Origin of the sequence: Buchnera aphidicola (Mindarus abietinus), from assembly GCF_964059085.1 — a bacterium.
GTDB classification, from domain to species: Bacteria; Pseudomonadota; Gammaproteobacteria; order Enterobacterales; family Enterobacteriaceae; genus Buchnera_A; species Buchnera_A aphidicola_C.
The window spans coordinates 418,444-431,544 of sequence record NZ_OZ060398.1 but is presented as its reverse complement, the minus strand read 5'-3'; the positions used below and the strand labels follow the sequence as shown (position 1 = coordinate 431,544).

At 22.2% G+C, this 13,101-nt stretch carries 13 protein-coding genes and 1 tRNA gene; 8 read left to right on the top strand and 6 right to left on the bottom strand.

Annotated elements, in window-relative coordinates; all coding sequences use genetic code 11:
• Positions 1 to 17: 17 nt before the first annotated feature.
• From cyoB to cyoE, 4 genes are read left to right on the top strand one after another with little or no spacing between them, the layout of a single operon-like run.
• The gene (gene cyoB, locus AB4W62_RS01975; protein ID WP_367679816.1) at positions 18 to 1,964 is read left to right on the top strand and encodes a cytochrome o ubiquinol oxidase subunit I; all 1,947 of its coding nucleotides are present in this window, start codon (positions 18 to 20) and stop codon (positions 1,962 to 1,964) included.
• Positions 1,965 to 1,986: 22 nt separating this feature from the next.
• A complete protein-coding gene (locus AB4W62_RS01970; protein ID WP_367679815.1) occupies positions 1,987 to 2,604 on the top strand; it encodes a cytochrome c oxidase subunit 3 in 618 nt (205 codons plus the stop codon).
• Positions 2,601 to 2,933, top strand: a complete 333-nt coding sequence (cyoD, locus tag AB4W62_RS01965) for a cytochrome o ubiquinol oxidase subunit IV (protein ID WP_367679814.1) — start codon at positions 2,601 to 2,603, stop codon at positions 2,931 to 2,933. Before AB4W62_RS01970 ends, cyoD begins: the two co-directional genes overlap by 4 nt.
• Before the next feature lie 2 nt (positions 2,934 to 2,935).
• The gene (cyoE, locus tag AB4W62_RS01960) at positions 2,936 to 3,802 is read left to right on the top strand and encodes a heme o synthase (RefSeq protein WP_367679813.1); all 867 of its coding nucleotides are present in this window, start codon (positions 2,936 to 2,938) and stop codon (positions 3,800 to 3,802) included.
• A 17-nt stretch (positions 3,803 to 3,819) separates the two neighbouring features.
• On the opposite strand, the gene AB4W62_RS01955 is transcribed toward cyoE, so the two are convergent.
• Positions 3,820 to 4,143, bottom strand: coding sequence for a TusE/DsrC/DsvC family sulfur relay protein (locus AB4W62_RS01955; RefSeq protein WP_367679812.1), 324 nt, complete (start codon positions 4,141 to 4,143; stop codon positions 3,820 to 3,822).
• 187 nt (positions 4,144 to 4,330) lie between these two features.
• On the opposite strand from AB4W62_RS01955, the gene AB4W62_RS01950 reads away from it, so the two are divergent.
• The gene (locus AB4W62_RS01950; protein ID WP_367679811.1) at positions 4,331 to 5,509 is read left to right on the top strand and encodes an MFS transporter; all 1,179 of its coding nucleotides are present in this window, start codon (positions 4,331 to 4,333) and stop codon (positions 5,507 to 5,509) included.
• Here the strand turns inward: AB4W62_RS01950 and thiI are convergent.
• Positions 5,506 to 5,769: a thiazole biosynthesis protein gene (thiI, locus tag AB4W62_RS01945; protein WP_367679810.1), complete on the bottom strand. Its 264-nt coding sequence runs from the start codon at positions 5,767 to 5,769 to the stop codon at positions 5,506 to 5,508. The genes AB4W62_RS01950 and thiI overlap by 4 nt on opposite strands.
• A 241-nt stretch (positions 5,770 to 6,010) precedes the next feature.
• Here thiI and dxs point away from each other — a divergent pair, with 241 nt between their 5' ends.
• Positions 6,011 to 7,795 carry a 1-deoxy-D-xylulose-5-phosphate synthase gene (gene dxs / locus AB4W62_RS01940; RefSeq protein ID WP_367679809.1) on the top strand — a complete coding sequence of 595 codons (1,785 nt, stop codon included), beginning with the start codon at positions 6,011 to 6,013 and terminating at the stop codon, positions 7,793 to 7,795.
• Between the two features lie 118 nt (positions 7,796 to 7,913).
• Here the strand turns inward: dxs and nusB are convergent, their stop codons facing one another.
• The 4 genes from nusB to ribE form a co-directional block, all read right to left on the bottom strand.
• Positions 7,914 to 8,336, bottom strand: coding sequence for a transcription antitermination factor NusB (nusB, locus tag AB4W62_RS01935; protein ID WP_367679808.1), 423 nt, complete (start codon positions 8,334 to 8,336; stop codon positions 7,914 to 7,916).
• 56 nt (positions 8,337 to 8,392) lie between these two features.
• On the bottom strand, positions 8,393 to 9,511 hold the full coding sequence (gene ribD / locus AB4W62_RS01930) for a bifunctional diaminohydroxyphosphoribosylaminopyrimidine deaminase/5-amino-6-(5-phosphoribosylamino)uracil reductase RibD (protein WP_367679807.1): 1,119 nt from the start codon (positions 9,509 to 9,511) through the stop codon (positions 8,393 to 8,395).
• Positions 9,512 to 9,547: 36 nt separating this feature from the next.
• Complete coding sequence (thiL, locus tag AB4W62_RS01925) at positions 9,548 to 10,516, bottom strand: thiamine-phosphate kinase (protein WP_367679806.1); 969 nt, start codon at positions 10,514 to 10,516, stop codon at positions 9,548 to 9,550.
• A 68-nt stretch (positions 10,517 to 10,584) separates the two neighbouring features.
• Positions 10,585 to 11,052 (bottom strand): 6,7-dimethyl-8-ribityllumazine synthase, encoded by a 468-nt coding sequence (ribE, locus tag AB4W62_RS01920; RefSeq protein ID WP_367679805.1) that lies wholly within the window; start codon positions 11,050 to 11,052, stop codon positions 10,585 to 10,587.
• A 426-nt stretch (positions 11,053 to 11,478) separates the two neighbouring features.
• Between ribE and AB4W62_RS01915 the strand changes: the two genes are divergently transcribed.
• Both AB4W62_RS01915 and argA read left to right on the top strand, forming a co-directional pair.
• A tRNA-Met gene (locus tag AB4W62_RS01915) sits at positions 11,479 to 11,555 on the top strand.
• Between the two features lie 198 nt (positions 11,556 to 11,753).
• Positions 11,754 to 13,082, top strand: a complete 1,329-nt coding sequence (argA, locus tag AB4W62_RS01910; protein ID WP_367679804.1) for an amino-acid N-acetyltransferase — start codon at positions 11,754 to 11,756, stop codon at positions 13,080 to 13,082.
• Positions 13,083 to 13,101: the final 19 nt, after the last annotated feature.

Sequence of the window (13,101 nt, the reverse complement as noted above, 5' to 3'; positions counted from 1 at the left end):
TTTTAAGAGATATAACAATGCTTGGAAAATTAACTTTATCTGATATACCTTACAATGAACCGATTATTATGTTCACTTGTTTTTTTATTATATTAACAGTTACTTGTATATTTTTTTTAGTTACTTATTTTAAAAAATGGAAAATTTTTTGGACAGAATGGTGCTGTTCTGTTGATCATAAAAAAATAGCAATAATGTATATTATTTTAGCATTTGTAATGCTTTTTCGAGGATTTACTGATGCTATTATGATGCGATTACAACAGGTAATTTCCTCTTCTGGAAAACAAGGATTTTTACCTTCTCATCATTACGATCAAATATTTACAGCACATGGTGTCATTATGATTTTTTTTGTTGCCATGCCGTTGATTATAGGTTTAATGAATTTTGTTGTGCCTTTGCAAATTGGAGCTCGAGATGTAGCATTCCCATCACTTAATAATATAAGTTTTTGGTTAACTTTTAGTGGAGCGATGCTTTTAAATATTTCTTTAGTAGTAGGAGAATTTGCACAGACAGGATGGTTAGCATACCCCCCCTTATCAGAGTTACAATATACTCCAGGAGTAGGTGTAGATTATTGGATTTGGAGTTTACAAATTGCAGGAATAGGTACAACATTAACTGGAATTAATTTTTTAGTAACAATTTTAAAAATGAGAACAGCTGGAATGGATATGTTTAAAATGCCAATTTTCACCTGGACATCTCTTTGTGCTAACATATTAATAATATGCGCTTTTCCTGTATTAACCGTAGTATTAACGTTATTAACTTTAGATAGATATTTAGGTTTTCATTTTTTTACTAATGGTTTTGGTGGAAATCCAATGATGTATATAAATTTAATTTGGATTTGGGGTCATCCAGAAGTATATATCTTAATTCTTCCAGCTTTTGGAATTTTTTCAGAAGTTGTTCCAACTTTTTCTAAAAAAACATTATTTGGATATGTTTCATTAGTTTGGGCTACTATTGCTATTACTATTTTATCATTTATTGTTTGGTTGCATCATTTTTTTACTATGGGATCGGGTGCTAATATAAATAGTTTTTTTGGTATTGCTACTATGATTATCGCTATTCCAACAGGAGTTAAAATTTTTAATTGGCTTTTTACCATGTATCAGGGAAGAATTGAATTACATTCAGCCATGTTATGGGCTATTGGATTTTTAATTACTTTTTCTATTGGTGGTATGAGTGGAGTATTGCTATCTGTTCCCAGTGTTAACTTTGTGCTTCATAATAGTTTATTTTTAGTTGCTCATTTTCACAATGTAATTATAGGAGGAGTAGTATTTGGTTGTTTTTCGGGAATAACTTATTGGTTTCCTAAGTTATTTGGATTTACGTTAGATGAATATTGGGGAAAAAAAGCATTTTATTTTTGGATAGTTGGGTTCTTTTTAGCTTTTATGCCATTATATTATTTAGGGATAATGGGAATGACTAGACGTTTAAGTCAAAATATAGAAAATCAATTTCATTCTTTTTTATTAGTTTCAGTGGTAGGAACTTTTTTTATTACCCTAGGTATAATATCTCAGGTTATACAAGTTATAAAATCAATTATTTTAAGAAAAAAATATGCTGATTTAACAGGAGATCCATGGGATGGTAGAACACTAGAATGGTCTACATCATCTCCACCTCCAGTATACAATTTTTTAACGCGTCCTAAAGTTAGAGAAAGAGACGAATTTTGGAGAATTAAAAAAAATAATTGTCTTAAAAATGTTAATATATTTCATGAAAAAAATATTATTATTCCTAATAGTACGAATATAGGTGTAATAATTTCTTTTTTTTCTATTTTATTAGGATTTTCTTTTGTTTGGCATATTTGGTGGATAGCATTATTATCGTTTTTAACTATTATTTTAATCTGGATCAATGATAGTTGTAAGAAAAATTCTAAAACTATACTTAATATAAAACAAACGAAAAAAATAAAATAATAAAAAAATTAGGTTTATAAAAATGTTAATTAATAATTTAAACAATGTTATTAAAAAAAAACATATATCTAAAAAAAAAGATATTAATGAAAAAATAGTTTTTGGATTTTGGGTATATTTAATTAGTGATTGCATATTGTTCGCAACAATGTTTGCAGTATATGCTGTAATGATGAATAGTGTTTCATATTTTTGGATTAAAAAAGATTTTTTTAATTTATCAACTGTTTTCTTAGAAACTATTTTTTTGCTATGTAGTTCTATTACTTATGGAATTGCTAATATTTTAATTGATTATAATAAAAAAAAATATTTTTTTATTTTTTTTATTGTTACTTTTTTATTTGGATTTTCTTTTATCAGTTTAGAATTTTTCGAATTATATTCATTAATTTTAAAAGGTTATACTCCAACAAATAATGCTTTTTTGTCCTCTTTTTTTGTTTTAGTAAGTACTCATGGAATTCATATTTTTATTGGACTAGTATGGCTTTTAATATTAATTTTTAATATAAAAAAAATAGGATTAGTTAAGAAAAATAGAACTCAAATTAAATGTTTAGGGTTATTTTGGCATTTTCTTGATATTATATGGATTTGTATATTTACTTTTATTTATTTATTTGGAAAATTAATATGAAAGAATTAGCTTCTAATAAAAAAAAAAAATTTCTTGAAGAAATATATGTTTATGGAATAGGTTTTCTTTTATCTTTTATTTTGACAGTTTTTCCATTTTTTATGGTAGTTTCTAACTTTTTTTCAAAATTTAACACTTTATTTTTTATTTCTATATTTGCAATTATTCAAATAATAATACATTTTAAATATTTTTTTAAGCTAGAATTTTCTAAAACAAATCCTTGGTATTTAATATCAATATTTTTTTCATTAATAATTATTTTTATTATTATTTTTGGATCTATATGGATTATGTTTAATTTAAGTTACCATTTAATGGATCATTAAAAATGAATTTTATAATTTTTAAAAAATATTTTGAACTTATAAAACCAAAAATTATATTAGGAAATTTAATACCTGTAATAGGAGGTTTTTTCTTAGCTTCTAAAGGACATATCCATTTATTTTTATTATTTAATGTTTTAATAGGAACATTTTTAATTATTGCTTCTGGCTGTGTATTTAACAATATTATAGATAGAGATATAGATAAAAAAATGCATAGAACAAAAAATAGAGTATTAGCAAAAAAATTATTAACTATAAAAGTTGCTTTTATTTATGGAACTTTATTAGGTTTTTTTGGTTTTTTGTATTTATTTTTTTTTACAAATATATTAGTATTTTTCTTAAATTTAGTTGGATTCATAATCTATGTTTTTTTGTATAGTAAATATATGAAACCTTATTTTATTTATTCAACTGTTATTGGTGGATTTTCAGGTTCTTTACCCCCAATAATTGGATATTCTATGATAGAAAATAAAATAAATTTATGTACTTTTGTTTTGTTTTTAATTTTTTTATCTTGGCAAATTGCTCATTTTTATTCGATTTCTATTTTTAGATTTTATGATTATCAGTCAGCAGGGATACCTATTTTTTCTGTTATTAACGGTATTAGAAAAACTCAATACAATATATTATTATTTATCTTTTTTTTTATTTTTTTTTCTATTTTTTTATATTTTTTAAATATAACTAATTATTTTTATTTTATAAGTATGTTCATATCAGGATGGTTATGGTTTATTTTAGGAATTTTAACAATTGATTATTTCAATTCCATTATTTGGTCAAAGATTATGTTTTTTATTTCCATAGGCATAATATTTTTCTTCAGTTTATTAATTTCTATATGTTATGTAAGTTAATTATTAATTTTTAAAATTTATAAACAATTAGTGGGTTTCGGTATACCAGCAATTTTGCTAGCTTGTTTTGCAGCTCCTTTTGGAAATAAAATAAATAAATGTTGACTATTTATTTTTTTCTTTTTTTTATAATTTATCGTTGTTATTAACAATCTAATAGAAGGTGTAATCTTAAATTTAAGATAAAATGTTCTTATAAAAAAAATTATTTCCCAGTGTTCTTTAGTCATTACAATAGATTCTTTAATAGCAATATTTATAGCTATTTTTTTATTCCAATTTTTATAATTTAATAGATATCCTTTTTTATTAAATAGATTAGTTGAAGTTTTATTTTTCATTTTTTTGGTTTTTTTAACTAAAATTTAATATTTTATATTATAAAAAATATATTTTCGTCAAGTTTTAAAATTTAATGCAAATTAATTTATTTAAAATTTTTATTTTTTTTAAATATTAAATAATTTTCTTTTGCTATATTTAATATATTAAAAATTTAAAAAAAAATTATAAAAAAAGATATAAAAAATGAATATTCGAGAAATTAGAGTCACTATTTTTGTATGTTTGCTATTCTTTTTAAGAATATTTGCATTATCTATTGTAATGTCTTCATTTAGTCAATATGGATTAAAATTTAAAGATACCAATGAATTTTTAATCGGATTAGCAATTGGTACTTATGGTTTTTTTCAATTTATTTTTCAAATAATTTTTGGTTTTTTATCCGATAAATTTGGTAGAAAAGTAATTTTAATTTTAGGAATGTTTTTATTTTTTTTAGGATGCATCTTTTTAGCTTTAAATAAATCTATTTGGGGAATAATTATTGGAAGATCTATACAAGGTGCAGGAGCAATTTCTTCTGTTTTAATAGCTTGGATATCTGATATAGTTCTAATTAAAAATTTTTCTAAATCTATGATGTTTATAGGATTAACTATTGTTTCTTCTTTTTTTATTTCAATTATCTTTTCTCCTTTAATATTTTTATATATAAATATAAATTTATTATTTTGGATAATGTCATTTTTTTCTATTTTGTGTTTAATTACATTATGGTATTTTTATGATTTTTTTGATACATCTAATTTTTTAGAAAAAAAAATAAGAATTAGAAAAAAAAATCTCGTTTCTATTTTATTTAATTTTAAATTATTATTTTTGAATATAGGAACTTTTTTTCTATATTTTACATTGACTTCTAATTTTATAGAATTACCTAAAATAATGAAAATATTAAAAATATTGCCTTTTCTTCAATTTAAAATTTATGCATTAACAATATTTATTTCTATTTTTTTTACTATGCCTATAATTCATTTTTTTGAAAAGAATAATTTTTTAAAAGAAATTTTTATTTTATTTATTACTTTTTTAATAATTTCAGATTTTATTTTATTGAATTTTATAAAAAATTTTTTAGGTTTAATAATTGCAATTCAATTTTTTTTTCTTTCATTTTCTATTTTTTCTTCTTATATTCCTTCATTAATTAATAATTTTTCCTATAAAAATTATAAAGGAACTACTTTATCTATTTATTATTCTTTTCAATCATTAGGATCTTCATTAGGTGGAATTTTTTCGAGTTGGATTCAATTTAATTATTTAATTTCTCCTTTTTTTATAAATATATTAATAAATATATTTTGGTTAATTTTTACTATTTATTTTTTTTATAAAGTTAAATATAAAAATAGTTAAATTAATAGTTGTACATTTTTAAATCCTTTTTTTCTTAAATAAAGTTTTTGTAATTTGCTCATAATGCCTTTTTTACAATATAATAACCATGTTTTTTTTTGATCTAGTTTTTTAAATTCATTTTGTAATCGATAAAAAGGTATCCAATGTATTTTCATATTAGATATATTTATTGGATCTTCAATATGTTCTTCATATGAACGTATATCTAAAATAGCAGTATAAATTGGACAGTAAAGAACAATATTATTTTTATTCATTTTTTTTTAAAGTAAAAATATTTTTTTATATATAAATATTATAATAAAGTTATAAAAATAAAAAGTAATAATTTTTTAATTATTATTTATATAATTTCTAAAAAAAATTTTATTTTTTTTAATTTAAAATTTAATCTATTTTAAAAAAGTGAAGCATGATTAATGTTTAATCATATTTTTTAATAAAATTAAACATTTATTTTTATAAAAAATTAGTTACCTTAAAAAGTTGAGTAATAGTATGAATCATTTTTTAAAAAAATATCCAACTTTATTATTAGCGAATTCCGTTCAAAAATTACGATTATTATCAATTGAAATATTACCAAAATTATGCTTTGAATTACGAGATTATTTAATAAATAGTATTCAAAGATTTGGAGGTCATTTTTCATCTAATTTGGGAGTAATCGAAATTACAGTGGCGGTACATTATGTATATAATACGCCATTTGATAATTTATTATGGGATATAGGACATCAATCCTATCCTCATAAAGTATTGACAGAAAGATCTAAAAATATATTCAGTATTGGAAAAAAAGAAGGATTACATCCATTTCCTTCTTTTAGTGAAAGTATATATGATTGTTTTGGAACAGGACATTCTTCTACTACTATTAGTGCAGGATTAGGAATGTCTGTAGCAGCTCAAAAAGAAAATAAAAATAGAAAAACAATATCTGTTATAGGAGACTCCGCTATAGCTAGTGGAATGTCATTGGAAGCAATTAATAATATTGCAAATATTTCTTCTGATTTTTTAATTATTTTAAATGATAATAAAATGTCTATTTCCAATAGTGTTGGTATGTTAAAAAATTTTTTTTCGATATTATCTAAAGGAAAAAAAAATTTTTTATTTAAAAAGAAATATTTTTATAAAATCATAAATCAATTCGGAATAAATTATTACGGTCCTTACGATGGACATAATCTATTATTTTTAATTAAATTTTTAAAAAAGTTGCATTCTATTAATGGAATAAAATTATTCCATATAAAAACAAAGAAGGGAAAAGGTTATTCTCCTGCTGAAAAAGATCCAGTTAAATGGCATTTTATTTCAAAAGAAAATAAAAAAAACAAAAATTTTTCTTTTTTTTTTAAAAAAAAAATTACTTATTCAAAAATATTTGGAGATTGGCTATGCAAAATTGCTATAAAAGATAAAAAAATAATAGCTATTACTCCTGCAATGTCAATAGGTTCTGGAATAGAGGAATTTTCTAAATTATTCCCTAAACAATATTTTGATGTAGGTATTTCGGAACAACATGCAGTAACCTTTGCTGCTGGATTAGCATCTAAAGGATATAAACCGGTAGTAGCAATTTATTCTACTTTTTTGCAAAGAGCATACGACCAAGTAATTCATGATGTTTCAATACAAAATTTACCGGTTTTATTTATAATAGACAGAGCTGGTATAGTAGGACATGATGGAAAAACTCATCAAGGAATGTTTGATATTACATATCTTAGATCTATACCAAATTTTATTGTTATGGCACCTAGTAGTGGTAATGAATTATTAAAAATGTTAAATACTGCATATTTAAATTTTAATAAACCTATTGCAATAAGATATCCTAAAAAAAATTTTATAGATAATATATTATATTCTTCTAAAACTATACCAATAGGTAAAGCTTTAATCAAAAGAATAGGTAAAAAAGCTGCTATTTTAAGCTTTGGATCATTATTTTCATCAGCTAAAATAGTAAGTGAAAAATTAAATTTTACTTTAGTAGATATGAGATTTATTAAGCCTTTAGATATTAATTTAATTCTATTATTAGCAAAAAATTATCAATTTTTAATAACTATTGAGGAAGGTATTATTTCAGGGGGAGCGGGAAGTAGTGTAAATGAATTACTAATGTTTTATAAAATTAATATTTCAGTACTAAATATAGGTTTACCAGATAAATTTGTGTTTCATGGAGAACAAAAAGAAATTAAGAAGGAAATAAAATTAGATGCAGATGGAATACAAGAAAAAATATTGCAGTGGTTAGATTAATTTTTTTTAAAAAAAAATTTATTACACTAATTTAATTAGTGTAATAGATCATAATAATGTAAATTTTATATTTAATTTTTTTTAAAATTAGGTTTTTAATTTATAAAAAATAAATAAATCAAATTTTACAAGATATTTCTAGTTTAGAAACAACTTTATCTAATACTCCATTAATAAATTTATGACTTTTTTTAGCACCAAATAATTTAGCGAGTTCTATCCCTTCATTAATTACAACTTTATAAGGAATATCTTTTCTTTTAATTAATTCATATAAAGAAATTCTAAGAACTGTTTTTTCAATAGGATCTAACTCAGTTATTTTCCTAGATAAATATGGTTTTATAAATTCATCTAAAAATTTATAATGATCAGTAATTCCTATAATTAATTGACAAAAATAAATTATGTCTATTTTTTTATTAGTTATTTTTTTTAAAAATTGATTTTTAATATCAACTATATTATTTTTTGATAATTGCCAGGAATAAATAGCTTGTACTGCACATTCTCTTGCTTTTCTTCTAGTTAAAGGATTCATTTTTCTTCTTATTGTAAAAATGTTTATAAATGTTAAATTTTTTTTAAAAAAAATAATTAGTTATATAAATTATCGTCAGGTTTTAATATGATTCGTATATCTGAATCAATTTTTCGGATATTGGAAAAAAATAATTTAGGTGTTTTTGAAATTTTTGAATAATTGTCTAATAAACATAAAGAATTTGAATATTGGCCAAATAGTCTAGGTGCTATATAAATAATTAATTCATCAATTAATTTTTTTTTTAATAGAGCACCGGATAAAGAAGGCCCAGCTTCAATCCATAGATTATTAATTTTTAATTTTCCTAATTTCGTAAATAAATAGTTTAAATCTATTTTTTTTTCATAAGACGGAATTAATATTTGTTTTACGTTTTTAGGCCAAATAAAATTATCATATTTTAATCGAGCTAAAATAATATTTCCTTTTGTATGTATAAATTTATTAGAAGGAGTTAGTCTATTTTGACTATCAATAATGACTCTAATAGGTTGTTTTTTTTGATTTATATTATATTTTTTTAATTTTTCGCTGTTAAATTCATGGTATCTTACGTTTAATGAGGGATTATCGTAAAATATAGTTTTGCTAGTACTTAGAATAGCATCGCTTTTTGCTCTAAAATATTGAACATTTATACGCGATTTTTTAGAAGTAATCCATTTACTCTTACCATTCTGAAGAGAAGTTCTTCCGTCGATAGACATAGCTAATTTTAATTGAATCCAGGGAATACCCGTTCTCATTCTTTTTAAAAACCCTTGATTTATATATTCTGCTTCATTTTTCAAAATACCTTCTTTTACTATAATTCCTTTTTTTTTTAACCAAAAAATCCCTATTCCATTAACTTTTGGATTTGGATCCTTCATAGCTATTACTACCCTTGATATACCGGCAAAAAAAAGAGCTTCACAACAAGGAGGGGTTTTTCCGTAATGACAACAAGGTTCTAAAGTAATATAAGCAGTAGCTCCTTTTGATTTTTCCTTTGCTATTTTTAAAGCATGTATTTCGGCATGTTCTTCCCCTGATTTTTTATGCCATCCTTCTCCTACAATTTTTGATTTTTTTACAATAACACAACCTACATTTGGATTAGGACATGTAGTAAATTTTCCTAGTTTTGCTAAATTTATAGCTTTTTTCATATAAAAAATATCTTTCATTTGGAATCTCTTTTTTATAACAATAAATATATTTTTTTAAAAATGATTGAATCCTTTTTTATTAAACTTTATAGATTTTTTAAATTCTAACAGTTTATATCCTTTTTTTAATTCAGTAATATTTCCAATATGTGTATAAGGTACTTTACAAAATTTCATTAAATTATCTAAATATTTTTTTTGTTTTTCTGGTATAGTAAAACATAATTCATAATCTTCCCCTGAATATAAAGCCCATTTTATCCAATTTTTTTTATTGAAATTTTTTTTTAGTATTTTTGATATGGGAAAATTTTCTAAGTTTAAGTTTGCACCACATTGACTGGAATCTAAAATGTGTTTTAAATCCATAATTAATCCATCCGAAACATCGATTGCTGAGGTAGCAATATCTCTTAAAATTTTCCCTTGTGAAATTCGTGCAATAGGTCTTAAATGTTTTTTTACAAGAATATTATAAATTCTATTATTTTTTATTGAGATTTTTTTTGTTAGTAAATCAAATCCAGCTGCGCTGTCTCCTAATGTTCCTGTTACATAGATTAAATCTCCATTTTTAGCGCCTGTTCTAAATAATCCTTTTCCTTTTGGAATTAAACCATAGGCACTAATAGTAATGCTTAATGGCCCTCTAGTGGTATCCCCCCCTATTAGTTTCATATTATTTTTATAAATTAATTTAATTAAATTTTTGCTAAAAAATTTTATCCATTTTAAATTTATATAAGGCATTGTTATAGATAAGGTTAACCATTTTGGTTCTGCTCCAATAGCAGCTAAATCACTAAGATTTACAGCAAGCGCTTTATAACTTAAATCTATAGGATGTATATTTTTTAAAAAATGAATACCTTCTACTAAAGTATCTGTACTGATAGATAAAGCTTTATTTTTTGGTATTTGTACTACTGCACAATCATCTCCTATTCCTTTAATTAAATATTTATCTTTTTTTTTGAAACGATTAAAGTATTTATCTATAATTTTAAATTCATCAATTACCATATTTTTTAAATTTCTAGTTGTTTAAAATATTTTAAAATTTTTAAGTAATTTTTTTAATTTTACAATTATTACTTTATTTTTTTTATAAGATTTACCATTTCTAAAGCAGATATTGCCGCTTCCGAACCTTTATTTCCTAATTTAGTCCCTGCTCTTTCAATAGCTTGTTCAATGGTTTTTGTTATTAATATACCGATTAAAATCGGAATTTCATTTTTAATGCTAAGATAGGATAAATTTGAAAAAATAGGATTTGCTATAGATTTATAATGAGGAGTATTTCCTTTAATAATAGTCCCTAAAGCAATAATAGAATCATATTTTTTTTTTTTACATAAAATTTTTGCAATGATTGGTATCTCATAAGTTCCAGGAACATAAGATATAAAAATATTTTCTTTCTTCACTTGCCCAATTCTTATTAACGTATCAATAGCTCCATTCAATAAATGATTATTGATGAAATCATTAAATCTAGCTATAATTATAGCAATTGACGCATTTTTAGAAACAATACTTGATTTTAATATATTCATGTAAAAACCTTTTTAGTAAAAAATATTGTTTATATTTTATAAATATTTTTTGTTTTTTTATATATAACATAAAAATATTAAATTTTTTATTTTTTAATTTAAAAAATATTAAATTTATTAAATTTTTGTTTAAGAAAACATAATAATATATTTAATTTTTTTAAGGAAACAGTAATTGTGATTATTTTTAAAATAAATAAAAAATAAAATATTTTATAATAAAAAATTATTTTTTTTATTTTTTTAAAAAAATACTTTTAATTTAATATATTTTTTTAAATTTAGTTTTTTAGAAGATTTTTTTTTACTTAATTAAAAAATTTTTATGAATAAATAAATATTTTTTAATAAAAATATTTTATTTATTAATATTTTAGATTAAAATAGTTGTTTTTTTTATATTTTTAATATAAGATATAAATATATCGCGGGGTGGAGCAGTTCGGTAGCTCGTCGGGCTCATAACCCGAAGGTCGTTGGTTCAAATCCAACTCCCGCAACCAAAAATAAATAGAAATATTATTTCTAATATTTCTTCTTTTTTCAAATATTAAAACTCTTAAATTTTAATTACTTAAAATTTAATTAATTAAAATATAAATAATATTAATGATTAAACTAAAACCAAAAAACTATTTTTAATAAATTCTCTTTATTAAATTCATTATTTTTAATATATAAATGTATTAAGGGATTTAATTATGTATAAAAATCCTATTACTAACTTAGTAGAAGAGTTTAGACATAGTGTTCCTTATATTAACGCTCATAGAGAAAAGATATTCGTAATTACGTTGTCGGGTGAAGCTATTAAACATAAAAATTTTATTCATATAATAAATGATATAGGATTATTGCATAGTCTAGGAATTCATTTAGTTGTAGTATATGATGCCTCTCCACAAATTAAAAAACGTTTAATCAATAAAAAAATAAATTTTCATTATCACAAGAATGTATTGGTAACAAATACTGAAATATTAGAATTAGTTAAAGAAGAAATCGGAAAATTACAATTAGATATAACAGCGTTACTTTCTATGAGCTTAACTAATACTCCTTCTCAAGGAGCTAATATTAATGTTGTTAGTGGAAATTTTATTGTTGCTCAACCATTAGGTGTTGATAATGGAATAGATTATTGCCATAGTGGTCGAGTTAGGAAAATAGATGGGAAATATATTCAAACACAACTTAAAAATCGATCTATTGTTTTAATAGGTCCAATTTCAGTTTCTATTACAGGAGAAAGTTTTAATTTAATTTCTGAAGAAATAGCTGCGGAAATTTCAATAAAATTAAAAGCTGAAAAAATGATAGGTTTCTTTGATTCTCAAGGGGTTATTGATAAAAAAGGAAAATTTTTTTCTGAATTATTTCCTAGTAAAGTAAAAAAAATGATTTTAATGAAAAAAAAGTATTCTTTTTCATCCTCTATGATTAAATTTTTAAGATCTTCTGTAAAAGCGTGTTCAGAAGGAGTTAGAAGATGCCATTTGATTAGTTATAAAAAAAATGGCGCGTTGTTGCAAGAACTATTTTCCAGAGATGGAATTGGAACTCAAATAGTTATGGAGTCCTCAGAAAAAATTAGAAAAGCAACTATTGATGATATAGGAGGTATTTTAGAATTAATTAGACCACTAGAAGAAAAAAAAATATTAGTTCGTCGATCTAGAGAGCAATTAGAAGTAGAAATAGATAAATTTACTATTATTGTTAGAGATAATTTAACTATAGGATGTGCTGCTTTATATCCTTTTAAAAATGAAAGGATAGGGGAAATGGCTTGTGTGGTTATTCATCCGAATTATAGAAATTCTTCTAGAGGAGAAATGTTATTACGAATAATACAAAAAGAAGCTAAAAAATTAAATTTAAAAAAAATATTTGTATTAACTACCTACAGTATTCATTGGTTTCAAGAAAAAGGATTTCTGTTAACAGATATAAACTCTTTACCTGAAAGAAAAAAAAGAATGTATAATTATCAAAGAGGTTCTAAAGTATTAGAACTTAATATTCTTTAACTGAATGCTATTTTTTATT

Excerpts from the sequence above, each read along its gene's own strand:
- argA (WP_367679804.1), top strand. The coding sequence starts at position 11,754 with ATGTATAAAAATCCTATTACTAACTTAGTAGAAGAGTTTAGACATAGT.
- cyoE (WP_367679813.1), top strand. The coding sequence starts at position 2,936 with ATGAATTTTATAATTTTTAAAAAATATTTTGAACTTATAAAACCAAAA.
- ribE (WP_367679805.1), bottom strand. The coding sequence starts at position 11,052 with ATGAATATATTAAAATCAAGTATTGTTTCTAAAAATGCGTCAATTGCT.
- cyoB (WP_367679816.1), top strand. The coding sequence starts at position 18 with ATGCTTGGAAAATTAACTTTATCTGATATACCTTACAATGAACCGATT.
- ribD (WP_367679807.1), bottom strand. The coding sequence starts at position 9,511 with ATGAAAGATATTTTTTATATGAAAAAAGCTATAAATTTAGCAAAACTA.
- AB4W62_RS01950 (WP_367679811.1), top strand. The coding sequence starts at position 4,331 with ATGAATATTCGAGAAATTAGAGTCACTATTTTTGTATGTTTGCTATTC.
- thiI (WP_367679810.1), bottom strand. The coding sequence starts at position 5,769 with ATGAATAAAAATAATATTGTTCTTTACTGTCCAATTTATACTGCTATT.
- AB4W62_RS01955 (WP_367679812.1), bottom strand. The coding sequence starts at position 4,143 with ATGAAAAATAAAACTTCAACTAATCTATTTAATAAAAAAGGATATCTA.
- thiL (WP_367679806.1), bottom strand. The coding sequence starts at position 10,516 with ATGGTAATTGATGAATTTAAAATTATAGATAAATACTTTAATCGTTTC.
- AB4W62_RS01970 (WP_367679815.1), top strand. The coding sequence starts at position 1,987 with ATGTTAATTAATAATTTAAACAATGTTATTAAAAAAAAACATATATCT.
- dxs (WP_367679809.1), top strand. The coding sequence starts at position 6,011 with ATGAATCATTTTTTAAAAAAATATCCAACTTTATTATTAGCGAATTCC.
- cyoD (WP_367679814.1), top strand. The coding sequence starts at position 2,601 with ATGAAAGAATTAGCTTCTAATAAAAAAAAAAAATTTCTTGAAGAAATA.
- nusB (WP_367679808.1), bottom strand. The coding sequence starts at position 8,336 with ATGAATCCTTTAACTAGAAGAAAAGCAAGAGAATGTGCAGTACAAGCT.